This window comes from Allobosea sp. Leaf344 (genome assembly GCF_001426225.1).
Lineage (GTDB): Bacteria > Pseudomonadota > Alphaproteobacteria > Rhizobiales > Beijerinckiaceae > Allobosea.
The window spans coordinates 455861-480820 of sequence record NZ_LMRT01000014.1 but is presented as its reverse complement, the minus strand read 5'-3'; the positions used below and the strand labels follow the sequence as shown (position 1 = coordinate 480820).

At 69.1% G+C, this 24960-nt stretch carries 18 protein-coding genes and 1 pseudogene; 9 read left to right on the top strand and 10 right to left on the bottom strand.

Translation table 11 applies throughout. From position 1 onward, the window contains the following. Nucleotides 1–154: 154 nt before the first annotated feature. Together mfd and ASG72_RS14180 are read right to left on the bottom strand one after the other, a co-directional pair. The gene (mfd, locus tag ASG72_RS14185; protein ID WP_056713289.1) at nucleotides 155–3703 is read right to left on the bottom strand and encodes a transcription-repair coupling factor; all 3549 of its coding nucleotides are present in this window, start codon (nucleotides 3701–3703) and stop codon (nucleotides 155–157) included. Nucleotides 3704–3851: 148 nt separating this feature from the next. Further along, entirely contained in the window at nucleotides 3852–4148 is a 297-nt protein-coding gene (locus ASG72_RS14180) for a succinate dehydrogenase assembly factor 2 (protein ID WP_056713287.1), read from the bottom strand. Between the two features lie 144 nt (nucleotides 4149–4292). Here ASG72_RS14180 and recG point away from each other — a divergent pair, with 144 nt between their 5' ends. Next, a complete protein-coding gene (recG, locus tag ASG72_RS14175) occupies nucleotides 4293–6395 on the top strand; it encodes an ATP-dependent DNA helicase RecG (protein WP_056713286.1) in 2103 nt (700 codons plus the stop codon). Nucleotides 6396–6438: 43 nt separating this feature from the next. Here recG and ASG72_RS14170 read toward each other — a convergent pair whose 3' ends face one another. Next, a complete protein-coding gene (locus tag ASG72_RS14170; protein ID WP_082540351.1) occupies nucleotides 6439–7179 on the bottom strand; it encodes a DUF502 domain-containing protein in 741 nt (246 codons plus the stop codon). A gap of 184 nt (nucleotides 7180–7363) precedes the next feature. Here ASG72_RS14170 and ASG72_RS14165 point away from each other — a divergent pair, with 184 nt between their 5' ends. Continuing rightward, on the top strand, nucleotides 7364–7708 hold the full coding sequence (locus tag ASG72_RS14165; RefSeq protein ID WP_056713284.1) for a YbaN family protein: 345 nt from the start codon (nucleotides 7364–7366) through the stop codon (nucleotides 7706–7708). A 4-nt stretch (nucleotides 7709–7712) separates the two neighbouring features. Here the strand turns inward: ASG72_RS14165 and glmS are convergent, their stop codons facing one another. Both glmS and glmU read right to left on the bottom strand, forming a co-directional pair. Beyond that, a complete protein-coding gene (gene glmS / locus ASG72_RS14160; protein WP_056713283.1) occupies nucleotides 7713–9539 on the bottom strand; it encodes a glutamine--fructose-6-phosphate transaminase (isomerizing) in 1827 nt (608 codons plus the stop codon). A 114-nt stretch (nucleotides 9540–9653) separates the two neighbouring features. Continuing rightward, the gene (gene glmU, locus ASG72_RS14155; RefSeq protein WP_056713281.1) at nucleotides 9654–11039 is read right to left on the bottom strand and encodes a bifunctional UDP-N-acetylglucosamine diphosphorylase/glucosamine-1-phosphate N-acetyltransferase GlmU; all 1386 of its coding nucleotides are present in this window, start codon (nucleotides 11037–11039) and stop codon (nucleotides 9654–9656) included. 302 nt (nucleotides 11040–11341) lie between these two features. Between glmU and ASG72_RS14150 the strand changes: the two genes are divergently transcribed. Next, entirely contained in the window at nucleotides 11342–12904 is a 1563-nt protein-coding gene (locus ASG72_RS14150) for a glucan biosynthesis protein (RefSeq protein WP_244488808.1), read from the top strand. Beyond that, nucleotides 12892–15066: a glucans biosynthesis glucosyltransferase MdoH gene (gene mdoH, locus ASG72_RS14145; RefSeq protein WP_056713279.1), complete on the top strand. Its 2175-nt coding sequence runs from the start codon at nucleotides 12892–12894 to the stop codon at nucleotides 15064–15066. The genes ASG72_RS14150 and mdoH overlap by 13 nt, the downstream gene beginning before the upstream one ends. Nucleotides 15067–15099: 33 nt before the next feature. Here the strand turns inward: mdoH and ASG72_RS14140 are convergent, their stop codons facing one another. Together ASG72_RS14140 and ASG72_RS14135 are read right to left on the bottom strand one after the other, a co-directional pair. Further along, on the bottom strand, nucleotides 15100–15504 hold the full coding sequence (locus ASG72_RS14140; protein WP_056713277.1) for a DUF350 domain-containing protein: 405 nt from the start codon (nucleotides 15502–15504) through the stop codon (nucleotides 15100–15102). 39 nt (nucleotides 15505–15543) lie between these two features. Next, nucleotides 15544–16434 (bottom strand): VOC family protein, encoded by an 891-nt coding sequence (locus ASG72_RS14135; RefSeq protein WP_056713275.1) that lies wholly within the window; start codon nucleotides 16432–16434, stop codon nucleotides 15544–15546. A 59-nt stretch (nucleotides 16435–16493) separates the two neighbouring features. Here ASG72_RS14135 and ASG72_RS14130 point away from each other — a divergent pair, with 59 nt between their 5' ends. After that, the gene (locus ASG72_RS14130; protein ID WP_156395970.1) at nucleotides 16494–16982 is read left to right on the top strand and encodes a hypothetical protein; all 489 of its coding nucleotides are present in this window, start codon (nucleotides 16494–16496) and stop codon (nucleotides 16980–16982) included. 64 nt (nucleotides 16983–17046) lie between these two features. On the opposite strand, the gene ASG72_RS14125 is transcribed toward ASG72_RS14130, so the two are convergent. From ASG72_RS14125 to tpiA, 3 genes are all read right to left on the bottom strand, one after another. Further along, nucleotides 17047–18675, bottom strand: a complete 1629-nt coding sequence (locus tag ASG72_RS14125) for a CTP synthase (protein WP_056713270.1) — start codon at nucleotides 18673–18675, stop codon at nucleotides 17047–17049. 148 nt (nucleotides 18676–18823) lie between these two features. Then, nucleotides 18824–19228, bottom strand: a complete 405-nt coding sequence (secG, locus tag ASG72_RS14120; protein WP_056713268.1) for a preprotein translocase subunit SecG — start codon at nucleotides 19226–19228, stop codon at nucleotides 18824–18826. 162 nt (nucleotides 19229–19390) lie between these two features. Then, a complete protein-coding gene (gene tpiA, locus ASG72_RS14115) occupies nucleotides 19391–20152 on the bottom strand; it encodes a triose-phosphate isomerase (RefSeq protein WP_056713266.1) in 762 nt (253 codons plus the stop codon). Nucleotides 20153–20350: 198 nt separating this feature from the next. Between tpiA and ASG72_RS14110 the strand changes: the two genes are divergently transcribed. The 4 genes and pseudogenes from ASG72_RS14110 to ASG72_RS21300 all read left to right on the top strand — a co-directional run. After that, entirely contained in the window at nucleotides 20351–22264 is a 1914-nt protein-coding gene (locus ASG72_RS14110) for a peptidylprolyl isomerase (RefSeq protein WP_244488807.1), read from the top strand. Between the two features lies 1 nt (nucleotide 22265). After that, nucleotides 22266–23783 (top strand): anthranilate synthase component I, encoded by a 1518-nt coding sequence (gene trpE / locus ASG72_RS14105; RefSeq protein ID WP_056713263.1) that lies wholly within the window; start codon nucleotides 22266–22268, stop codon nucleotides 23781–23783. A gap of 116 nt (nucleotides 23784–23899) precedes the next feature. Continuing rightward, nucleotides 23900–24520, top strand: coding sequence for an aminodeoxychorismate/anthranilate synthase component II (locus tag ASG72_RS14100; RefSeq protein WP_056713261.1), 621 nt, complete (start codon nucleotides 23900–23902; stop codon nucleotides 24518–24520). A 47-nt stretch (nucleotides 24521–24567) separates the two neighbouring features. Continuing rightward, nucleotides 24568–24960 (top strand): annotated as a pseudogene (locus ASG72_RS21300) (anthranilate phosphoribosyltransferase); the annotation flags it as partial.

The window sequence follows — 24960 nt, the reverse complement described above, 5'->3', positions numbered from 1 at the left end:
CTCGTGGACGCGTGATTCGCCGTTGCCTTCCCCGCCATCATGTCATCTCTGTTGCAGCGCAAAAGCATCCGGCGCTGAAAGCTGTGGATGACTGCGCTGCGGCCGGGAACCTTTGCGGCGCAGCCGCGTTCGCGTGCCCCGGCCGCCCGTCCGGCTACCCCGCCTTCTTGCGCTCGGCGATGCGGGCGAGGTCGGTCAACAGCCTCCGCGTGCCCTTCAGCCTGTCCTCGGCCGTCTCGAAATCGTCGATGAAGACGACGCGCATGTCCGGCCGCACCTTGGCCAGCGTGCCCTGCTTGGCGACGTAACCGACGAGGCCTTCGGGATTGGCGAATTCATTGTCGCGGAAGGAGATGATGATGCCCTTCGGCCCGGCCTCGACCTTCTCGACATTGGCGCGCCGGCAGAGCGCCTTGATCGTCACGATCTCCAGGAGCTGCTGCACCTCCTCCGGCAAGGGGCCGAAACGGTCGACGAGCTCGGCCCCGAAGGACTGGATGTCGCTATCCTCCGCCAGCGTCGAGAGCCGCTTGTAGAGCGTCAGCCGCAGCGTGAGATCGGCGATGTAATGCTCCGGGATCATCACCGGCGCGCCGATCTGGATGGTCGGCGACCATTGGCTCTCCGCGACGATGTCGACGCCCGCCTTGAGCTGGGCCACCGCCTCCTCCAGCATCTGCTGGTAGAGCTCGTAGCCTACCTCCTTGATATGGCCGGACTGCTCGTCGCCGAGCAGGTTGCCAGCGCCGCGGATGTCGAGATCATGGCTGGCGAGCTGGAAGCCGGCACCCAGCGTATCCAGCGACTGCAGCACCTTCAGGCGGCGCTCGGCCTGTTCGGTCAGCTTGCGGTTCGCCGGCATGGTGAAGAGCGCATAGGCCCGTACCTTGGAGCGGCCGACGCGGCCGCGCAGCTGGTAAAGCTGTGCCAGTCCGAACATGTCGGCGCGGTGCACGATCAGCGTATTGGCGGTCGGAATGTCGAGCCCGGATTCGACGATCGTCGTCGAGAGCAGCACGTCGTACTGACCGTCATAGAAGGCGGTCATCACATCCTCGAGCTGGCCGGCGGCCATCTGGCCATGGGCGATGCCGACCTTGGCCTCCGGCACCTGCTTGTCGAGGAAATCCTTGACCTCGGCGAGATCCTCGATCCGCGGCACGACATAGAAGCTGCGCCCGCCGCGATAGCGCTCGCGCAGCAAGGCCTCGCGCACGATCAGCGGATCGAACGGCGTCACGAAGGTGCGCACGGCCAGCCGGTCGACGGGCGGCGTCGCGATGATCGAGAGCTCGCGCACGCCGGTCATGGCGAGCTGCAGCGTACGCGGGATCGGCGTGGCGGACAGGGTCAGCATATGCACCTCGGCCCGGAACTCCTTCAGCCGCTCCTTGTGGCTGACGCCGAAATGCTGCTCCTCATCGACGATGACGAGGCCGAGATCCTTGAACTCCACGCCCTTGCCGAGCAGCGCATGGGTGCCGACCACGATGTCCATCGTGCCGTCCCTGATGCCCTGCTTGACCGCCTTCAGCTCGGCGGCCGGCACGAAGCGCGAGGCCTGGCCGACCTGCACCGGCAGGCCTTTGAAGCGGTCCGCGAAATTCCGGTAGTGCTGGCGGGCGAGCAGCGTGGTGGGTACCACCACGGCGACCTGCTTGCCGTTGAGCGCACAGGCGAAGGCGGCGCGCAGCGCGACCTCGGTCTTGCCGAAGCCGACATCGCCGCAGACCAGCCGGTCCATCGGGCGGCCCGCCGCCATGTCGTCGAGCACGGCGTCGATGGTGTTCTGCTGGTCCTCGGTTTCCTCGAACGGGAAACGCGCGCAGAACTCGTCATAGAGCCCCTCCTGCGGGATCAGGCGCGGCGCCTCCCGCATGGTCCGCTGGGCCGCGATGGCGATGAGCTTGCTCGCCATCTCGCGGATGCGCTGCTTCAGCTTGGCCTTGCGGGCCTGCCAGCCGCCGCCGCCGAGCCGGTCCAGCGCGACCTCGGTATCCTCGGAGCCGTAGCGCGACAGCAGCTCGATGTTCTCGACGGGCAGGAAGAGCTTCGCGTCGCCGGCGTAATGGATCTCGAGACAATCATGCGGCGCCCCGGCGGCCGTGATCGACTGCAGCCCGATGAACCGGCCGATGCCGTGATCGACATGGACGACGAGATCGCCCGGCGACAGCGAGGAGAGTTCCGCGATGAAATCCTGCGGCCGCCGCGTCTTCCTGCGCGGCCGCACCAGCCGGTCGCCCAGAATGTCCTGCTCGCCGATCACCGCGAGCTTGCCGGCCTCGAAGCCGCTCTCGAAGCCCCAGACCGCGAGCGCGGTGGTGCCGGGCTTGAGATCGAAGGCGGCGCGCAGCGAGCCTGTGGCCTGCACCGTCTTCAGCCCGTGATCGGCCAGCACATGCGCCAGCCGCTCGCGCGAGCCTTCCGACCACGAGGCCAGGATGACCCTGCGGCCATCGGCCTGCAGCGCCTTCACATGCGCGACCGCGGCGTCGAAGACGCTGCTGGCATTGTCGGCGCGCTCGGCCTCGAAGCTGCGGCCCTGTCGCGCGCCGAGATCGATGATCAGCTTGCCCTCGCTGTCGGGCAGCTGGAACGGCGTCAGCGCAGCCACGCCGGACTGGTCCAGAACGGCCCGCCAATCCTTCGGCGAGAGATACAGAGCATCGGGAGGCAGCGGCTTATAGGGCGCGCCGCCGGCTGAGGGCTGGTCCAAGGCCGCCTTGCGCGCGTCGTAATAATCCTTGATCAGGCTGATCCGCTCGCCGACCGCATCCTCGACCTGCGCGTCGAGGACGAGCGGCACATCCGGCAGATAGGTGAAGAGCGTGTCGAGCCGCTCGGCCAGCAGCGGCAGCCAATGCTCCAGCCCGGCCGGGCGCCGCCCCTCGCTCACCGCCTCGTACAGCGTGTCGTCGCGGCCGGGCGTGCCGAAGCTGGCGATATAGTTCTGGCGAAAGCGCTTGATGCTTTCGCTCGTCATCTGCGCTTCCGACATCGGCACGAGGTCGAGCCCCCGCATCTGGCCGGTGGTGCGCTGCGTCTCGGGATCGAAGGTGCGGATCGATTCCAGCGTGTCGCCGAAGAAATCCAGCCGGATCGGGGCCGGCATGCCGGGCGGGAACAGGTCGACGATGCCGCCGCGCACCGCGAACTCGCCGGTCTCGCGCACCGTCGACGTGCGGAGATAGCCGTTCATGTCGAGCCAGCGGGCGAGCTGCTCGGTATCGACCATATTGCCGGGCGCGGCCGAAAAGCTCTCCGAGGCGACCTTCGAGAAGGCCGGCACGCGCTGCAGCGCCGCATCGACCGTCGTCAGCAGCAGACGGGGCCGGTCGCCGGATTTGGTCTTGGCGAGCCGCGACAGCGTCGTCATGCGATGCGCGACGAGGCTCGGAGCCGGCGAGACACGATCATAGGGCTGGCAGTCCCAGCCGGGGAAGGAGACGATCTCGAGGTCGGGCGCGACGAATTGCAGTGCGTTCTCCAGCACCTGCAGCCGCTGCGGATCGCGCGCGACGAAGACGAGCATCGCCGCGCCGTCGGCCTTTCTGGCCCGGGCGCGGGTCAGATCGGCCAGAACGAGCGCGTCGAAACCGTCGGGTACGCTGGCCAGGACGGGCTTGTCGCCGCGGTTCAGCGCATCGAGAACGCGGTCGAGCTGCGGCTTGGCGAGCTGGGCGGGAGGCGGAATGCTCATCGGACGGGTCAGACATTGCTGCTCGAGCCCCCTGCCCGGACGCCGCGCCGGCGGCTCGCGGGGGAGGCTCGCATGGATGGATCACCCGCGCGGCGCGCCTGCGGCGCTGCCCGCGGATGAGGGCTGGGGTGATGGCAGGGCGACGGCCCTAGACGTGGATCGGCTTGCCGTGATGGTGGAACGCCTTCAGCCGCCGAAAGATCGCGCTGTCGTAATTGTCCGGCACCTGAGCCTCGCCGGTGATCCAGCTCAGCAGATCGCGATCGAGCACCTCGATCAGGCGCTCGAACTCGTCGAGTTCCTCCTCGCTCATCGTGCCGATCTCGGCATCGGCGAAACGGCCCATGATCAGGTCGTTCTCGCGCATGCCGCGATGCCAGGAGCGGAACAGGATCTTGCGCCGGCGTGGGTCGAGATCGGCACTGGTGCGGGTCGAGCCTGACATGAAAACCTCGGGACAGGGCCATGACGAGAGGGCCGGCCCCGTCGCGGAGCCTGCCGTTGCGGGCTATATAGCGTCGGTACCCGCCGAAGTCAGCGCCGGGCCGCCGCAAATTTTCGCACTCCTGACAAAGGCTTGAGAGCCCACTTGCGCCCGACGACGCTCGACCCGCTATTCGCCCCGGTGACGACCCTGTCGGGCGTCGGGCCGAAGCTCGGAAAGCTGCTGGACAAGTTCCTGGGCGACGAGCTGCGCGGCGCGCGGGTCATCGATCTGCTGTTCCATCTGCCCAGCGGGGCCATCGACAGGCGGCCTAGCCCCAGCATCGCGGAAGCGCCGATCGGCGATGTCGCGACCTTCGCCGCGCGCATCGCCGAGCACAGGCCGCCGCCGCCCGGCAAGGGCAAGGCGCCCTACCGGATCGTGGTCGAGGACGAGAGCGGCGACGTGACGCTCGTCTTCTTCCACGCCGATGTCCGGCATCTGCTCCAGACCCTGCCGATCGGGGCCTACCGCATCATTTCCGGCAAGCTGGAACTCTGGGAGGGGATGCGCCAGATGGTCCATCCCGAGCGTCTGCTCGAGCCCAAGCTGGCCGCGACGATGCCGAGTTTCGAGCCGGTCTACGGGCTGACGGAAGGCATCGGGCCGCGGGTGATGGGGCGGATCGTCGCCGCCGCCGCCGAGCGCTGCCCCGATCTCGCGGAATGGCAGGACGAGGCCTTCCTGGCGCGGAGCGGTTTCCCGCCCTTCCGGGAGGCGATGCAGGCGCTGCACCAGCCGGCCGATGCCAAGGCGGTCGAGGGCGACACGGTGATGCGCCGGCGTGTCGCCTATGACGAATTGCTGGCGAGCCAGATCGCGCTCGCTCTGGTGCGCCGCCAGCAGAAGAAGGCGGCCGGCCGCGCCACCTCCGGGGACGGGCAGATTCGCCGCGCCCTGGAGAGCGCCCTACCCTTCACCCTCACCGACGGCCAGCGCCAGGCCATCGCCGACATCCATGACGATATGGAGAAGCCGGAGCGCATGCTGCGCCTGCTGCAGGGCGATGTCGGTTCCGGCAAGACGGTGGTGGCGCTGATGGCCATGGCGGCGGCCGCCGAGGCCGGGCGGCAATCCGTGCTGATGGCGCCGACGGAGATCCTGGCGCGCCAGCATGCCGAACGGCTGGCGCCGCTCGCAGCAAAAGCCGGGCTGCAACTCGCGTTGCTCACGGGGCGCGAGAAGGGGCCGGGCCGCCGGCAGGTGCTGGAGGGGCTGGCCGATGGCCGCATCGACATCGCCGTCGGCACCCATGCGCTGTTCCAGGAGGGCGTCGCCTTCCGCGATCTCGCTCTGGCCATCGTCGACGAACAGCACCGTTTCGGCGTGCATCAGCGGCTGCTGCTCGGATCCAAGGGCGAGGCGGTCGATATCCTGGTGATGACGGCGACGCCGATCCCGCGCACGCTGGCCCTGACCTGGTTCGGCGACATGGACGTCTCGGTGCTTTCGGAAAAGCCGGCCGGACGCAAGCCGATCGCCACCAAGGTGATCTCGCTCGACCGCTATGAGGAGGTGGTCGCCGGGGTCGGGCGCGCGGTCGCCGCCGGCGCCCAGATCTATTGGGTCTGCCCGCTGGTGCAGGAATCCGACACGCTCGACGTCGCCGCGGCGCAGGAACGCTCCGAGGCGCTGCAGCAGCTGTTCGGCGACAAGGTCGGCCTGCTCCACGGCCAGATGCCCGGCCGCGACAAGGACCAGGCGATGGCCGATTTCGTCGCCGGCCGCAGCCGCATCCTGGTCGCGACCACGGTGATCGAAGTCGGCGTCGACGTGCCCAATGCCAGCGTCATGGTCATCGAACATGCCGAGCGCTTCGGCCTCGCCCAGCTGCACCAGCTGCGCGGGCGGATCGGGCGCGGCTCCGCCGCCTCGACCTGCCTGCTGCTCTACAAGGGCCCGCTCGGCCCGGTGGCGGAAGCGCGGCTCGGCATCATGCGCGAGACGGAGGACGGGTTCCGGATCGCGGAAGAGGATCTGCGCCTGCGCGGCGAGGGCGAGGTGCTCGGCACCAGGCAGTCCGGCTCGCCGGACTGGCGGATCGCGCGGCCGGAGACCGATGGCGACCTGCTCGCCGCGGCGCGCGACGATGCGCGGCTGCTGATCGAGCGCGACCCGCAGCTCGACAGCCCGCGCGGCCAGGCGGTGCGGACCCTGCTCTATCTGTTCGAGCGCGACGTCGCCGTCCGGCTCCTGCGCGCCGGCTGACGCGGAACGCCATGCTCGCCGGTCCTGCGGGAGGGGTTACGACTCAGGCGGAGGGCTGGCGCTCGACCGCCGCCGCGCTCTCGCCGCGCGCCGGGGCGGCCACTTTGGCCGCCATCTGGCCCGGCTGGATCAACCCCGCCGACATGATCAGCTTGGCGCCGTCCTCGACCGAGATGGCGAGCTCGATGATCTCGCTGCGCGGCAGGTAGAAGAAGAAGCCGGTGGTCGGGTTCGGCGTGCAGGGCAGGAAGACGCCGATCTGTTCGGCGCCGCCCGGCAGCACCCCGGCGATCTCGGGCGCGGCCTCCTGCGCGATGAAGACGATCGACCACATGCCGGGCTGCGGGAACTGCACCATCCCGACCTTCCGGAACGAGGTGCCGGATTGCGAGAAGATCGTCTCGAAGACCTGTTTCACCGCCTTGTACAGGCTGCGGACCACAGGCATGCGGTGGAGGATCGCCTCGCCGGCATCGATCAGCGTGCGGCCGACCAGATTCGCCGCGAAGAAGCCGAGCAGGGTCAGGCCGATCAGGCCGATGATGATGCCGAGTCCCGGGATCGGGAAAGGCAGGTAGGAATCAGGCAGATAGGCGCTGGGGATCAGCGGCTTGACCATGCCGTCGATCAGATTGACGAACCACCAGGTGACGGAGCCGGTGATCGCCAGCGGCGCGGCGAGTACCAGCCCGGTCAGGAAATAGCGGCGAATCCGGGTGCCGGGCGAGGGCTTCAGCAGATCGGGTTCGATGACGAGGCGCGGATCGGGCGGAACTGACGTCATGGTTCATCCAGTGGCCTGGCCCGGCCGGCGGGGCGCCGGACCGACAGGCCCGCATTGCAGCGCAATATGAACCAAAATATGCTCGGCATCGACTCATTCCAGCCCTGCCGCAAGATCGTGCCGCCGCGATCCCCGCTCGCGGCTACCGGAGCGCCCGATGCGACGCTGGCGCCGCCCTCTCCTCATGACCGCCGGACTTGTCTTCACGACGCTGGGCGCGATCGGCGTCGTGATGCCGCTGATGCCCGGGACGGTGTTCCTGATCCTGGCGGCCTGGTGCTTCTCGCAATCCTCGCCGCGCTTCGAGACCTGGCTGCTCGACCACCCCAGGCTCGGACCGCATGTGCGGCGCTGGCGCGATACAGGCGCGATCAGCCGCCGCACCAAGCTGGTGGCCTGCGGCTCGATGCTCGCGAGCTTTGCGCTGCTGGCGGTGACCGATGCGCCGCCGATCGCGCTCTGGGTGACCGGCGCCGGGCTGCTCTCCGCCGGCGCCTATGTCGCCAGCCGGCCGGAAGGGCCGGGCTGACCCCTCACTCCACCGTGACGGATTTGGCGAGGTTGCGCGGCTGGTCGACGTCCTTGCCCATGAAGACGGCGGTCTGATAGGCGATCATCTGGATCGGCAGCGCATAGACGATCGCCGCGAAGACCGGGTCCATATCCGGCATCACGATCAGCGCCTCGGGCTCGATGCCGCATTCGGCGGCGCCCTTCTCGTCGGTGATCAGGATGATGCGCCCGCCGCGCGCCGCCACCTCCTGCATGTTCGACGCCGTCTTCTCGAACAGCGCGTCATGCGGCGCGATGACGATCACCGGCATCGCCTCGTCGATCAGGGCGATCGGCCCGTGCTTGAGCTCGCCCGCCGGATAACCTTCCGCGTGGATATAGCTGATTTCCTTCAGCTTCAGCGCGCCTTCCAGCGCCAGCGGGAAGCTGGTGCCGCGGCCGAGATAGAGCACGTCGCGCGCCTTCGAGAGCTCGCGCGCCAGCAGCTCGATCTGCGGCTCCAGCTCAAGCGCCTTGGCCATCAGCCCGGGCAGCGCGATCAGGCTCTGGACGAGGCGGGCCTCCTCCTCGGCCGAGAGCGTGCCGCGGCCGCGCGCGGCGGCGAGCGCCAGGCAGGCCAGCGTCGTCAGCTGGCAGGTGAAGGCCTTGGTCGAAGCGACGCCGATCTCGGGACCGGCCAGCGTCGGGGCGACGGCGTCGCTTTCCCGGGCGATGGTCGAGGTCGGCACGTTGACGACCGAGAGGATCGTCTGGGCCTCCTGCTTGGCGTAGCGCAGGCAGGCCAGCGTATCGGCGGTCTCGCCGGATTGCGAGACGAAGAGGGCGAGCCCGTCCTTCGGCAGCGGCGCCTCGCGATAGCGGAATTCGGAGGCGACATCGATCTCGACCGGGAGCCGCGCCAGTTTCTCGAACCAGTATTTGGCGACGAGCCCGGCATAATAGGCCGTGCCGCAGGCCGAGATCGAGAGGCGCGACAGCCCGGCCCAGTCGATCGTCTCGCCGAAGGGCAGCCGCACCGTGCCGGCCACCATGTCGAGATATTGCGTCAGCGTATGGCCGACCACCTCCGGCTGCTCGTAGATCTCCTTGACCATGAAATGGCGGTGATTGCCCTTCTCGACCAGCAGCGCGCCGGCGGCGACACGCTGGGCGCGACGCTCCACCACGGCGTTGCTCTTGTCGTAGAAGGTCGCGCCCTTGCGGTTCAGCACCACCCAATCGCCCTCTTCGAGATAGGCGATGAGGTTGGTGAAGGGGGCGAGCGCCAGCGCGTCGGAACCGAGATACATCTCGCCATCGCCGATGCCGACGGCGAGCGGGGAGCCCTTGCGGGCGCCGATCAGCAGATCCTCCTCGCCCTGGAACAGGAAGGCGAGCGCGAAGGCGCCGCGCAGCCGCGGCAGGGCCTTGGCCACCGCCTCGACCGGGGAGCTGCCGAGGTCGAGCTCGCGGGTGACGAGATGGGCGACGATCTCGGTGTCGGTCTCGGTGGCGAAGACGTAGCCCTGGGCCTGCAGCTCGCCGCGCAGCTCGCGGAAATTCTCGATGATGCCGTTATGGACCACCGCCAGCTTCTCGGTGGCGTGGGGATGGGCATTGGTCTCGTTGGGCTTGCCATGGGTCGCCCAGCGCGTATGGCCGATGCCGACCAGCCCTTCCAGCGGCTCGTTCGACAGGCGGATCTCGAGGTTCCTGAGCTTGCCTTCGGCCCTGCGGCGGGTCAGCCGACCCTTCTCCAGCGTGGCGACGCCCGCCGAATCATAGCCGCGATATTCGAGCCGCCGCAGCGCTTCCACGACCTGCGTGGCCACTGCTTCCTTGCCCAGGATCCCGACGATGCCGCACATGCCAAACCTCTTTCGTCATTGCCGACGGATGACCGCATAAGCGCCATGGTCGGAAATGGCCAATCACTATGAATGAACGACTATGAACGCCGCTTTGCCCGGATCGGGCCGGATTCAGCTGCCGGACTTACCGTCCGACCGTCCGGCCTTGCGGGCCTGGGCCGCCTCGCGGAAGCGCGTCGCCCAGCCTTCGCGCAGGATCTGCCGCCCGCGCGCCACCGCCAGCGCGTTGTCCGGCACGTCCTGCGTCACGACCGAGCCGGAGCCGACATAGGCGCCCGCGCCGATGGTGAGCGGAGCGACCAGCGCGGAATTCGAGCCGACGAAGGCGCCCTCCCCGATCACCGTGCGATATTTGGAGAAGCCGTCATAATTGCAGGTGATGGTGCCGGCGCCGATATTGGCCTTGGCGCCGATGCTGGCGTCGCCGATATAGGTGAGGTGGTTGACCTTGGCGCCCTCGCCGATCTCGGCGGCCTTGATCTCCACGAAATTGCCGACCTTGGCGTTGCGGGCGAGCCTGGTGCCCGGGCGCAGCCGGCCATAGGGCCCGACGCTGGCGCCGGCGCCGACCTCGGCTCCTTCGAGATGCGAGAAGGCGTGGATCACCGCGCCGTCGGCCACCGTGACGCCGCGGCCGAACACGACATGCGGCTCGATCAGCACGTCGCGCCCGATCCGCGTGTCGTGACTGAAGAAGACCGTGTCGGGCGCGAGCAGCGTGGCCCCGCCGGCCATGATCTCGAGCCGCCGGCGGGCCTGGAACTTGGCCTCGGCCGCCGCCAGCTGGATACGGTCGTTGACGCCTTCGACCTCGGACTCCGGCGCCAGCTGCGCCACCGCCTTCAGGCCGCGCCCGCGGGCGACCGCGACGGCGTCCGGCAGATAGAATTCGCTCTGGGCGTTGCTGTCGCCGATCGAATCGAGGATCGCCAGCGCATGGCGCCCGTCCAGCGCCATCAGCCCGGCATTGCAGAGGGTTATGGCGCGCTGCTCCGCGCTCGCATCCTTGTGCTCGACGATGGCCTCCAGCGCGCCGTCGCGCAGGACGAAGCGGCCATAGCCGGTCGGATCCCGCGCCTCGAAGCCGAGCGCCACGATGCCGGCGCCCTGCGCCAGCCCCTGCCGCAGCCCGGCGAAGGTCTCGGTGCGCACCATCGGCACGTCGGCGAAGGCGACCAGCACGTCGTCATAGCCCCGCGCGATGACCTCGCGCGCCGCCAGCACCGCATGGGCGGTGCCGCGGCGCTCGCGCTGCACCACCACATCGGCGCCCGGCAGCACGGCCGCGACCTCGGCCGCCACGTCCGGCCGATCGGGCCCGATCACCACCGCCACCGCATCGGCCCCCGCCGCTCCGACCGCGGCCAGGACATGCGCCAGCATGGAGCGGCCGCCGACCCGATGCAGCACCTTGGGCTGCGCCGATTTCATCCGCGTCCCCTCACCGGCCGCAAGGATGATCGCGAGGCAGGAGCGGGCGGGCTTTATTTCGGTCATGATTATCGGGTCCTGTGCAGGCTTGTCCGATCGTCCCGCTCGCTCTGCCGCCGGAAACGGAGGCAGGCGCACGGCGGCGATGCGGCCGCGTGGATAACCGATCTCGCCAGGAAATGCCAAAGTCGGTCCCGCACGGCAGAAGCACAGCCGCCTCCCGCCCCCTCCATCGACCGCAACAGCGGGAACCGAGATTTGACGATACTTGCGATCTTCTTGATTTTTAACGCGTCGGCGCTTTTCAGCGGCCCGGAAAATGCTCTAGAAGCGCGAATGGGCGCGGGCGTCGCCCGAATGCGTTGGAAATGATGTCTTCATCCGTCACTCGTCGTCAGTTCATCGAAGGCGCGGCGTCCGGGATCGCCGCCGCGGCGCTCCTGCCGGCGGCGCCGGCTCTGGCCCAAAGCAACTGGGCGGCGATCGTGCAATCCGTGGTCGCCGAGGGGCAGCCCTTCGATGCGGGGCTGGTCGTCGAGACCGCGCGCAACCTGGCGCGCCGGCCGCTGGTGCCGGTGGTGGCGACCGATCTGCCGGATGGCTACGCCAACCTCCCCTATGACCAATATGCTGGGATACGCGCGGTGCCGGGTAGCCTGCTCTGGGCCGGTGAGAATCGCGGATTCACGGTCGAGCCGCTGCATCGCGGCTATGTCTTCTCGCGCCCGGTCGGGCTGTTCACGGTCGAGGACGGCATCGTCCGGCGCGTCGCCTTCGACCGCGCCAAATTCGATTACGGCCGCGTCGCCCCGCCGCCGCCCAATCTCGACCTGCAATTCTCCGGGATGCGGATCGCGGCCGGGCTGGAGCGGCCCTTCGAGGTCGCGGTCTTCCAAGGCGCCACCTTCTTCCGTTCGCTGGCGCGCGGGCAGAATCTCGGCGCCATGGCGCGTGCCCTGATCCTGCGCCCGGGCGAGACGCGCGGCGAGGAGATCCCGTTCTTCCGCGCCTTCTGGATCGAGCGCCCCAGTGCCGCCTCCGGCGCGCTGGTGATCCATGCGCTGCTCGATTCCGAGAGCCTGACGGGCGCCGTCCGGATGACGCTGCGCCCGGGCGACATCACGCTGATCGATGTCGAGATGACGCTCTTCGCCCGGCAGGTGCTGGACCATATCGGCTTCGGCTGCACCATGGGCACCTTCCTCTCGGGGCCGCAGAGCCGGCGCGGCTTCGACGATCTGCGCCCCGCGGTGCACGAGGTCTCCGGCGTGCAGATGCTGACCGGCGGCGGCGAATGGATCTACCGCCCGGTCAACAATCCGGCGACCCTGCAGGTCTCCTCCTTCATGGACGAGAACCCGCGCGGCTTCGGCCTCGTCCAGCGCGAGCGCGAGGCCTTGGCCTTCCAGGATGACGACCAGCGTTTCGAGCTCCGGCCCAGCGTCTGGACGGAGCCGCTCGGCGATTGGGGCGCCGGATCGGTGCAGCTCATCGAGATTCCCAGCGATTCCGAGCTCAACGACAACATCATCGCCTATTGGCGGCCGCGCCAGGCGCTCGCCGCCGGCAGCGAGACCTCGCTCGCCTATCGGCAGGCCTGGTGCTGGCAGCCGCCGGAGAAGCCCGCTCTGGCGACCGCGGTCAGGACGCGCCAGGGGCGCGGCACGCAGCCGCGGCGCCGGCGCTTCCTGATCGACTTCAGCGGCGAGCGCCTGGCCGATGCGGCTCAGGTCGCGGCGATAAGGGCCGCCGTCTCGACCAGCCAGGGCACGATCCATAATGTCAGGCTCTGGCCCTATCCGGAGCGCAAGCTGATGCGCGTCGGCTTCGAGGTCGAGCCCGGGGCGGACTCGCTCAGCGAGCTCAGGCTCGTGCTGCAGGCGGGTGGGCAGCCCGTCTCGGAAACCTGGCTGGACCGATGGACGTGGTGAGCCCGGACGTGCTGCAGGAGACGAGACCGACGGAGCGCCTGCGCACCGAACCCGCGACGCCGCCGGAAAGCCCGCTGATCATGCCGGTGCAGTCCTTCCGGAGCTGGGACCCGGCGCAGCGGCGCAAGCCCGCGCGGCCCGAGAGCTGGGCGACGCCCTGGCTGAAACGACTCTTCGTCTTCGGCGGCGGCATGGCCCTGACCGCCTATGGCGCCTGGGAGATGTACAACGTCGTCTCGGTCAGCGGCACGACCTCGCTGCAATATGCGCTGCTCGTGCTGTTCACGCTGAACTTCTCGTGGATCGCGCTCGCCTTCACCAGCGCGCTGCTCGGCTTCTTCGGCCTGTTGTTCAGCCGGCCGCCGGCGGAACGGATCGAGAGCCTGCGGCATCGCACCGTCGTGGTCATGCCGATCTACAATGAATCCACCGCGCGAACCTTCGCGGCGCTGGCGGCGATCCGGGAATCGGTGGAAGCGACCGGGCTCGGCGCGCATTTCGACTATTTCATCGTCTCGGACACGACCAATCCCGATGTCTGGATCGCGGAAGAGCGGGCCTTCCTCGCTTTGCGCCAGAGGCTCGGCCCCGACAGCCGTGTCTATTACCGGCACAGGCCGAAGAACCACCACCGCAAGGCCGGCAACATCGCCGATTTCGTGACGCGCTGGGGCGGGCATTACGAGCAGATGCTGGTGCTCGACGCCGACAGCCTGATGACCGGGACCTGCATCGTGCGGCTCGCCGCGGCGATGGAGGCCGATCCCGATGCCGGCATCATCCAGTCCCTGCCGCTGATCATCAACCGCAACACCTTCTTCGCCCGGCTGCAGCAATTCGCGGCGCGGGTCTACGGCCCGGTCATCGCCACGGGCCTCGCCATGTGGTCGGGCCGCGACGGCAATTACTGGGGCCATAACGCGATCATCCGGACCAGGGCCTTCGCCGAGCATTGCGGCCTGCCCGATCTCAAGGGCAAGCCGCCCTTCGGCGGCCATGTGCTGAGCCATGATTTCGTCGAGGCGGCGCTGATCCGCCGCGCCGGCTGGTCGGTCTACATGCTGCCGGACCTGACGGGCTCCTATGAGGAGAGCCCGCCCTCGCTGATCGACATCTCGGTGCGCGACCGGCGCTGGTGCCAGGGCAATCTGCAGCATTCGCGGATCATCGGCGCGAAGGGTTTCGTGCTGCCGACGCGGCAGCATTTCGCCACCGGCATCATGGGCTATCTCGCCTCGCCCTTCTGGCTGATGCAGCTGGTGGTCGGCATCCTGATCGTGCTGCAGGTGAATTACGCCAGGCCGGAATATTTCACGCAGGAATTCACGCTGTTCCCGATCTGGCCGCGCTTCGACCCCGAGCGCGCGCTGAACCTGTTCGCGCTGACCATGGCGATCCTGCTCGCGCCGAAAGGCTTCGGGCTGATCCTCACGCTGGTCAATGCGAAGCTGCGCAGGGCCGGCGGCGGCGCCTTCAGGCTGATCCTGTCGGCCTTGCTGGAAATCCTGTTCTCCGCCTTCTTCGCGCCGATCATGATGCTGATCCAGTCCGGCTCGGTCTTCCAGATCCTGCTCGGGCGCGATACGGGCTGGAACCCGCAGCGACGCGACGATGGCTCGATCCCGCTGAAGGACATCATTCGGCGCCACCGCATCCACACGGCGATGGGCGTGGTGACCGGCATTTCCGCCTTCATGATAGCGACCTCGCTCTTCGCCTGGATGTCGCCGACGATCGTCGGCCTGGTGCTGGCGATCCCGCTGTCATGGGCGTCGGGCCAACTCGCCATCGGCCTCTGGCTGAAGCGGCGCAAGCTGCTGCTGACGCCTGAGGAAGGCGAGCCGCCGGCCGTCGCCACCCGCGCCAACGCGCTGCAGGCGGAATTCGCGCAGGCCGGCTTCGACGATGCCGACGGGCTGCAGGCCCTGCACGCCGATCCGGTGCTGCGGCTGGCGCATGAAGAGATGCTGCCGCAGGCGCAGCCGCGGCGCCGCGGCGAGATCGAGCCGGAACGCGCCGTCGCCCAGGCCAAGCTGGTCGATGCCGAGACGATCGAGGACGCGGTGGCCTGGCTCAAGCCGAAGGAGCGCATGGTCGTGCTGCACGACCGCGCTTTGGTCGGGCTGCTGGCGCATCTCCCGGCCGAGCGTTCGGCGGCCTGACCGCCCGGCTGCGCGGCGCGGGGCCTGCCCGCTTCAGAAGCTCATCGCCGCCGCGTTGATGACGCCTGCCGCCAGCGAAGCCGCGCCCAGAAACAGCGCGGAGGCGAGCTCGCCCCCGGCGATGCGCGAGGACAGGTTGGGCAGGACGAGCCGCACCAGCATATAGACGATCAGTTGCACCACGATCGCCACCACGCCCCAGATGGCGAGATCGACGATGCTGGTGGAATGGACGACCGCGCTCGACAGCGGCAGGGCGAAGCCGGTCAGGCTGAGGCCGAGCGACAGCGCCGCCGCGACATTGTTCTGCCGGATCAGCCCGAACTCGTTATGCGAGGTCGCCAGGGTGTAGACGAGCAGATAGAGCCCGACCAGCACCAGCGAGCCGGAGAAGAACAGCACGAAATCCGGGAGCTTGACCAGCGCCTGCGCCATCATGAGGGGTGTTCCTGTCGTCTCGAAACGGGGGCGGGCGCGTCAGGCGCGTTCGAAGGCGATGGCGCAGCCCATGGCCGCATCCGGGCGCACCACCAGCCGGTCCTCGCCCATCACGAAGGGGATGCGCTGCGCCTCGAGCCGCTCCGCCACCGGGTCGAGCGCGGGGACGGCGACGCAGAAGCCGAGAAAATGCGTGGGGGTCGGCTCTGGCTCGACATGATAGATCGCGGCCGCGGCATCGGGATCCAGCACGTCGATGCGCCCGCGCGGCAGGGTCCAGACGAGATCCGCATTGCCCTCCAGCACCTCCGCCCCGCCGGTGAAGGCATCGAGGAAGGGGCGATGCGCAGCCGGCTCGTCGGCGACCATCACCACGGCGCTGAGCGCCATTGCGCCGTTGGGGTGGGATTGGAAGGCCGGATTCCAGAAATTCTGCGGCTCGTGCTGCTGGCAGACGAAGAAGCCGCATTCCGGCGCGGCGGGATTGTCGGCGAAGGCGAGCGAGAAGGCGACGCGAACCTCCTCGCCATCCGGGCGCCTGGCCTGGCGCTCGAAGAAAAAGGGCTCGAATTCGCCGATCCCGGCGGCCTTGAAGGCCTGCCTGTCGGCCTGCGCATCCAGGCTTTCCAGCACCAGCATGGCGGTGCCTTCGCCGCGCTCCAACGCCTCGCGCACGAAGGCGCCGAAGGAGAAACGGCCGGCGGCGGCGGGCGGGATGGCCGCTTCATCCGCGACGGTGATCAGCTCGAGAAAGGAGCCGGGGAACTGGACGATCCGGTTCTCGGTGCCCCAGGGATGGCGGTTGCGCGCGCCGACCCGGAAGCCGAGCCGCTCATAGAAGGCGCCGGCCGCATCGAGATCCCGCACGGCGACGACGAGATGGTCGAGCCCGCGCGGAGCCGGGACCGTGGCGGTGTCGGAGAGGGTCATCGAAGCCTCGCAGCCTGGAGAGTCGGGCCGGAAGACTAGCAGCAGCTTCAAGCCCGGTCATGGCGTTTCGCGGCGCCGTCCCGCGCTGCATCCGGATGGGGGTTTGCCGCGTAGCCGCAGCGAGACCCATGAGAAAGCCTGCCGCCGTGACTGCCGATCATCATGCCATTCCGCTCAGCGCCCGCGTCACCGTCCTCGCCGAGGGTTTCGCGGACGAGCACAGCGCCAGCCTCGCCGCCAGATCCCGCATCGCCGGAAGCAAGCCGCAGATGGTGACGCTGTCGCGGGACCCGGTCCTCCTGCATCAGGACAGTGAAACGAGCCTCAGCATCGCGGGCAGCATCTCCATCTGCCCGCCGCAGGCGGGGCTGACCGAGCCGGTGAAGAGCCTGCTCACGGCGCTGATGCTGCATCTGGCGGAGGAACCCGCGCCGCTTCCCGCGCGAGCGCGCCAGCGCGACGCGCTGACCTCGCAGATTCTCGACCTGGTCGGCGGCAAGACCCTGCGCCTGCGCCCGCCGCCGGCATCGCCCGGGGACGAGCCATAGCGGCCCGCCGGCTTCAGGGTGCGCCGGCCCTGACGGGGCGATCGCCCGATAAGCCCGGATGGGCTCAGACCAGACGGCTCTGCACCATCGCGGCCTCGATGAAGCTCGCGAACAGCGGATGCGGTTCGAAGGGGCGCGATTTCAGCTCGGGATGATATTGCACCCCGATGAACCAGGGATGGTCCGGATATTCCACCGTCTCGGGCAGAAGCCCGTCCGGCGACAGGCCGCAGAAGGACAGGCCCTTGGCCTCGAGCTTCTCGCGATAGCCCATATTCACCTCATAGCGGTGGCGGTGACGCTCCGAAATCTCGGTGGTGCCGTAGATCTGCGCGATCTTCGATCCGGCCGCCAGGGTCGAGGCGTAGGCGCCGAGCCGCATCGTGCCGCCGAGATTGCCGCCCGCCGCGCGCTGCTCCAGCTCGTTGCCGCGCATCCATTCCGTCATCAGACCGACGATCGGCTCCTCGGTCGGGCCGAACTCCGTGGAATTGGCGTTCTCGATGCCGGCGAGCGAGCGGGCCGCCTCGATCACCGCCATCTGCATGCCGAAGCAGATGCCGAAATACGGCACCTTGCGCTGCCTGGCGAAGGTCGCCGCCTTGATCTTGCCCTCCGCGCCGCGATGGCCGAAGCCGCCGGGCACGAGGATCCCATGGACATGGTCCAGGAAGGGCGCCGGATCCTCCTTCTCGAAGACCTCGGATTCGATCCAGTCGAGATTGACCTTGACGCGGTTGGCGATGCCGCCATGCATCAGCGCCTCGATCAGCGACTTATAGGCGTCCTTCATCCCGGTATATTTGCCGACGATGGCGATGGTGACCTCGCCCTCAGGGTTCTTCACCCGCTCGGAGATGCGGCGCCAGTTCGAGATGTCGGGCTCGCCCTCGGCATCCATGCCGAAGGCGGCGAGCACCTCATTGTCCAGCCCTTCGGCATGGTAGGACAAAGGCACGTCATAGATCGACGCGACGTCGCGCGCCTCGATCACCGCCGTCTCCCGGACATTGCAGAACAGCGCGAGCTTGCGCCGCTCCTCCCGCGGGATCTCGCGATCCGTGCGGCAGAGCAGGATGTCGGGCTGGATGCCGATGGAGCGCAGCTCGGCCACCGAATGCTGGGTCGGCTTGGTCTTCAGCTCGCCCGCGGTGGGGATATAGGGCAGCAGCGTCAGATGCACGAAGATGCACTGGCCGCGCGGGAGCTGCTGGTTGGTCTGGCGGATCGCCTCGAGGAAGGGCAGGCTCTCGATGTCGCCGACGGTGCCGCCGATCTCGACCAGCGTGAAGTCGTAATCCTCGTTGCCGGTGAGGATGAACTCCTTGATCGCGTTGGTGACATGGGGAACCACCTGGATGGTGGCGCCGAGGTAATCACCGCGACGCTCCTTGGTCAGGATGTCCATGTAGATGCGGCCGGTGGTGATGTTGTCGCCCTTGTTGCAGGGGCGGCCGGTGAAGCGCTCGTAATGGCCGAGATCGAGATCGGTCTCCGCGCCATCGTCGGTGACGAAGACCTCGCCGTGCTGATACGGGCTCATCGTGCCCGGATCGACGTTGAGATAGGGGTCGAGCTTGCGCAGACGGACCGTATGGCCACGCGCCTGCAGGAGGGCTGCGAGAGCCGCCGCCGCCAGGCCTTTGCCGAGCGAGGACACCACGCCGCCGGTGATGAAAACATACCGCGTCATGGGAGATCACCTTTAACGCCAGGGATTCGATTCGCGAAGGGCGGCAGCGCAGGGCGGCTACGCCCCGGACGCTTGTCCACAACCGCGTCGGAGCCGTCGCGGCCCCACACAAAAGAGAAGGGCCGGTCGCCCGGCCCCTGCCCTGTCTTCACTGCTGCGGCGCCGGTGCCGGCGCCGGAGGCGTCGGCGGTTGCGCGCCGCTCGGCCCCTGCATCTGGCGCAGCTGGTCGAGCACGCCGCCGGCATTGGGCGCGCTCGGGCCGCCGGGCGCCGCCGGCGCGCTGGTGCCGGGCGCCCCATCGATGATCGAGCGCTGGACGCGACCCTGCGTCGCCATCACCGCCAGCACGATCGAGGTCAGGAAGAAGGCGCCGGCCAGGATCGCCGTCGTCCGCGTCAGCGCATTGGCCTGGCCGCGGCCGGTCATGAAGCCACCGGCTCCACCTCCGCCCGAGCCCATGCCCAGGCCGCCGCCTTCTGAGCGCTGCAGCAGCACCACGCCGACGAGCGCGACCACGATGATCAGGTGAATGACGATGAGAACGTTCTGCATGGACTCAGCAAATGGGTATCGGGCAGGCGAAAGCCAAGGGAATCCTCGTCGCGCCCGCCCTGATGGAGCTGGCCTCGCCGCGGCGCGGCCTGCCAATGCGGGCGGCACATACCACGCGCTCGGCGCCAGCACCACCCGCGATTTCCGTTTTGTCGGGGGCGATCAGGCGCAGGCGCGGGCGATCGCCAGGAAATCCGCGGCGACGAGGCTCGCGCCGCCGACCAGCGCGCCATCGACATCGCGAACGCTCATCAGCTCGGCGGCGTTGCCGGGCTTGACCGAGCCGCCATAGAGCAGCCTGACCCCGGAAGCCGCCTCCTGCCCGAGCAGCCGGCCGAGCTCCGCGCGGATGGCGACGTGCATCTCGGCGACGTCGCCGGCCGTCGGCGTCAGGCCGGTGCCGATCGCCCAGACCGGCTCATAGGCGACGACGAGGCTGGCGGCGCCCGAGGCCGCAGGCACGGAGCCGGCCAGCTGGCCGCAGACCACCGCCACGGCCCTGCCCGCCTCGCGCTCGGCCCTCGTCTCGCCGACGCAGATGATCGGCACCAGCTGCGCCGCGACCGCGGCCTCGGCCTTGGCCCTGACGGTGGCGTCGTCCTCGCCATGCAGCGTCCGGCGCTCGGAATGGCCGACGATGACGTAGCGCGCCCCGGCATCGGCCAGCATCGCCGCCGCGATCTCGCCGGTGAAGGCGCCGCTCGCCTCACGGCTGCAATCCTGGCCGCCGGTGGCGATGCCGGTACCGGCGAGGCTGTCCGAGAGGGCGGCGAGCAGCGTGGCCGGCGGGCAGATGGCGAGATCGACCGCCTGCCGCAGCGCGGCGTCGCAGCCTGTCGCGACGGCGCCGGCGATGGCCAACTCGCTCTTCAGCCCGTTCATCTTCCAATTGCCGGCCACAAGGGGCCTGATGCTGCGCGCCATCGCCACACTCCAAAAATCCGATGAGGCGCTTTAGCAATGCTGGCGGGGCATCGCAATTCGCGGCCGGACCGCCGATCGGCCGGCCGAGCCCACCGATCGCGGAGATTGCGGCTTGCGCCGCCGGTTCCTATAAGCACCCCCGACCAAGCCGCGGCGGCGAAACCGGCGCGTGCCTGACAAGCAGGGAAGAACCAGACGATGATGATGACAGGCATCCGCAAGGCGGGTCAGAGCTTTCTCGGCAAGCTCCTCATCTTCGTGCTGTTCGGCTTCCTGATCTTCTCCTTCGCGATCTGGGGCATCGGCGACATCTTCCAGGGCTATGGCCGCAATTCGGTGGCGCGGGTCGGCAAGACCGAGATCGGCATCGAGCAGCTGCGCACCGCCTATCAGAACGAGGTCCAGCAGCTGTCGCGCCAGCAGCGGCGCGCGATCACTCCCGACATGGCGCAGCTGATCGGCCTCGACCGCCAGGTCCTGTCGCGCCTCGTCACCGAGGCCGTGCTCGACCAGACCGCCCGCGAGATGCGCCTGGCGGTCTCCGACGAGACGATCCGCAACCTGATCTTCGACGACCCGACCTTCCGCGACTCCAACGGCCAGTTCTCGGCGGCGCGCTTCAACGAGCTGCTGCGCTCGAACGGCTTCACCGAGCAGAGCTATGTGCGCGAGCAGCGCAACACCGTGCTGCGCCAGAAGATCGCCGAGATGGTGGTCGGCGCGGTGAGCGCGCCTCTGGCCCTGCAGCAGATCGGCCACCGCCTGCGCAACGAGAAGCGCGCCATCACCTTCGCGCGCCTGCCGGCCGGCGCCGCCGGCGAGATCGCCGCGCCGACCGAGGCGCAGCTCAAGACCTATTTCGACGAGCGCAAGACGAGCTTCCGCGCGCCGGAATACCGCATTGCCAATCTGCTCGCGCTGTCGGCCGAGACGCTCGCCGACCCCGCCGCCGTCACCGAGGAGGAGGCCCGCGCCCGCTACGAGCAGGTCAAGGCGCAGCGCTTCGGCTCGCCGGAGACGCGCACCATCCAGCAGATCGTCTTCCCGAGCGTCGAGGAAGCCCAGGCGGCCCGCGCGCGCATCGAGGGCGGCGAAAGCTTCGAGGCGGTGGCCACGGCGCGCAACATCGCGCCGAACGATCTCACGCTCGGCACCTTCACCCGGCCGCAGGTCTTCGATCCGGCGGTGCGCGACGCGGCTTTCGCGCTGCAGGAGGGCGTCGTCAGCGCGCCCGTCGCGGGGGCCTTCGGTGCGGCGCTGCTGCGGGTGACCGCGATCACCCCGGAGCGGGTGCGCCCCTATGAGGAGGTCGCGGCAGAGATCCGCGCGGAGCTGGCGACCAGCCGCGCCGCGAGCCGAATCGCCGAGATCCATGACCGCATCGAGGATCAGCGCGCCTCGGCCAAGCCGCTGGCCGATATCGCGCGCGAGTTCAACCTGCCGCTGCGGACCGTCGGCCCGATCGATTCGACGCTGCGCAAGCCCGACGGCGGCAGCGAGCCGGCGCTGCCCGGCGGCGACGCCACCGCCCAGGCGATCTTCCGAAGCGATATCGGCGTCGACAACGAGGCGCTGCGCCTGCCGCGCGACAGCGGCTATGTCTGGTATGACGTGACCAAGATCGACGCGGCGCGCGAGCGCGGCTTCGAGGAGGTGAAGGCGCTGATCGAGCCGCAATGGCGGGCCGACGAGGTCGCGGCCAGGCTCGCGGCGCGGACCCGCGAGCTGGTCGCGCGGCTGGACAAGGGCGAGGCCTTCGACGCGGTCGCGGCCGATGCCGGGCTGACGGTCGAGAAGGCCGAGGGGCTGGGCCGCCAGGACCAGCGCCCGGACCTGCCGGCCAATGTCGTCACCCTGGTGTTCGGCACGGTGGTCGGCAAGGCCGGCGCTGCGGCGGGTGCGGGCAGCGAGCGCATCCTCTTCAAGGTCGATGCCGCCACGGTGCCCCCTTATGTCCGCACCACGCAGGAGGCGGAGAATTTCGCCAGGGCGCTGGGCAACAGCGTCAGCGAGGATATCCTGGCGCAGTTCATCGCCAAGCGGCAGACCGATCTCGGCGTCACCATCAACGAGACGGCCTTCCGCAACGCCACCGGCGGCGCCCAGAACTGAGATGGACGCCGCGCCCGATCTCGCCGCGTTTTCCGCAGCCTATGGGGCGGGCGCCGTGCAATTGCTCACCCAGGTGCTGGTGGGGGATTGCGAGACGCCGGTCGCGGCCTTCCTGAAGCTGCGCCACGCCAAGAAGGGCCCGGCCTTCCTGCTGGAATCGGTGGAAGGCGGCGCCGTGCGCGGCCGCTACTCGATGATCGGGCTCGAGCCGGACCTGATCTGGCGCTGCCATCACGGCCGGGCCTCGCTCTGCCGCACCGCGCTGGGCGAAGCGTTCCAGCCCGATCCGCGCCCGGCCTTCGAGAGCCTGCGCGCGCTGCTGGCGGAGAGCGCGATTCCCGCCGGCACCGATGCGCTGCCGCCGATGGCCGCCGGCGTCTTCGGCTATCTCGGCTACGACATGGTCCGGCTGATGGAGCGGCTGCCGGAACCCAAGCAGGGCGGCACCGGCGTGCCCGACGCGATCCTGGTCCGGCCGACGCTGATGGTGGTGTTCGACTCGGTCAAGGACGAGATCCACCTCGTCACCCCGGTCCGGCCCTTGCCCGGCATCCCCGCCCGCGCCGCGCATGAACGCGCGCTGGAGCGGCTGGACGAGGTGGCGCGGGTGCTGGAGGGGCCGCTGCCGGCCGAGGCCGCGATCGACATCGCCGCCCTGCCCGCCCCCGCCATCGTCTCCAACACCTCGGAGCGGGACTTCCATGCGATGGTCGCCACCGCGCAGGATTACATCCGGGCCGGCGACATCTTCCAGGTTGTGCTGTCGCAGCGCTTCGAGGCGCCCTTCGCCCTGCCGCCCTTTTCGCTCTACCGGGCGCTGCGGCGGGTCAATCCCGCGCCCTTCCTGTGCTATCTCGATTTCGCGGATTTTCAGATCGTCTGCTCGAGCCCGGAAATTCTGGTGCGGCTGCGCGATGACACGGTGACCATCCGCCCGATCGCCGGGACGCGCCGGCGCGGCGCCACGCCGGCGGAGGACGAGGCGCTGGCGTGCGAGCTGCTGGCCGATCCCAAGGAGCGGGCCGAGCATCTGATGCTGCTCGACCTCGGCCGCAACGATGTCGGCCGCGTTGCCGGCATCGGCTCGGTCAGGGTCACCGATTCCTTCTTCATCGAGCGCTACAGCCAGGTCATGCACATCGTCTCGAATGTCGAGGGCACGATCGACCCGCGTCACGACGCGCTGGCCGCCCTCTGCGCCGGCTTCCCGGCGGGGACGGTGTCGGGCGCGCCAAAAGTCCGGGCGATGCAGATCATCGACGAGCTGGAGCCCGACGCACGCGGCGCCTATGGCGGCTGCATCGGCTATTTCGGCGCGAATGGCGAGATGGACACCTGCATCGTCTTGCGCACGGCGGTGGTCAAAGATGGGCGCATGCATGTCCAGGCCGGCGCCGGCATCGTCTATGATTCCGATCCGGCCTCCGAGCAGCAGGAATGCGTCAATAAGGCGAAGGCCCTGTTCAAGGCGGCCGAGGAGGCGATCCGCTTCGCCGCGCGGACCGGGCGCGGGCAGTAGCCGCGCGGCGGGAGCCGCGAAGGGGCGGCCTTCGCCGGCCCCTCGGAGCGGCTGCCAACTTGACCGCCCCGCCCCCGACCGTGCATGACCTCTTGCCCGAAAACACGGCTGAGCCCATGCGCGTCCTGCTGATCGACAATTACGACAGCTTCACCTGGAACCTCGTCCACCTGATCGGCGGGCTGGGGGCGCGGGTCGACGTCGTGCGCAACGATGCGGTGAGCGTCGCGGAGGCGCTGGACGGCCCGCATCAGGCGCTGGTGCTGTCGCCCGGACCCTGCACGCCCAACGAGGCCGGGATCTGCCTGGATCTGGTCCGGGAGGGCGCCGCGGTGAAGCCGATCTTCGGCGTCTGCCTCGGGCTCCAGACGATCGGCCAGGCCTTCGGCGGCGATGTGGTGCGGGCGCCGCTGCCGATGCACGGCAAGGTCTCGACCATCACGCACCGGGCGCGCGGCCTGTTCCACGGCGTCAACGGGCCGCTGCAGGCGACGCGCTACCACTCGCTGGTCGTCGCCCGCGACACCCTGCCCGATGCGCTGTCGATCGAGGCGGAAACCGAGGATCGCCAGATCATGGCGCTGTCGCACCGTACGCTGCCGGTGCATGGCGTGCAGTTCCACCCGGAGAGCATCGCCTCGGAGCACGGCGCCACGATCCTGAGCAATTTCCTCGCCGCCGCCGAGCGATGGCGCGGCCGCGACCACGACGCGATACGGGCCCGTGAAGACGCCTGACCGAGACACGAGCCTGACCCAGCCAGCCTGATCCGACAGAGTTTTTGATGGACGATTTCAAACCTTTCATCGCCAAGGTCGCGACCGGCGCCTCGCTGTCGCGGGACGAGGCGCGCGATGCCTTCGACACCATCCTCTCCGGCGGCGTCACCAACGCCCAGGCCGCCGCCTTCCTGATGGCGCTGCGGGTGCGCGGCGAGACTACCGAGGAGATCGCCGGGGCGGTCGGCGCCATGCGCGGCAAGATGCTGCGGGTGAGCGCGCCGGCCGAGGCGATCGACATCGTCGGCACCGGCGGCGATTCCTCCGGCTCCTACAATGTCTCCACCCTCGCCGCGATCATCACCGCCGCCTGCGGCGTGCCGGTCGCCAAACACGGCAACCGCGCGGCCTCCTCGCGATCGGGCGCGGCCGACGTGCTGATGGCGCTCGGCGTCAAG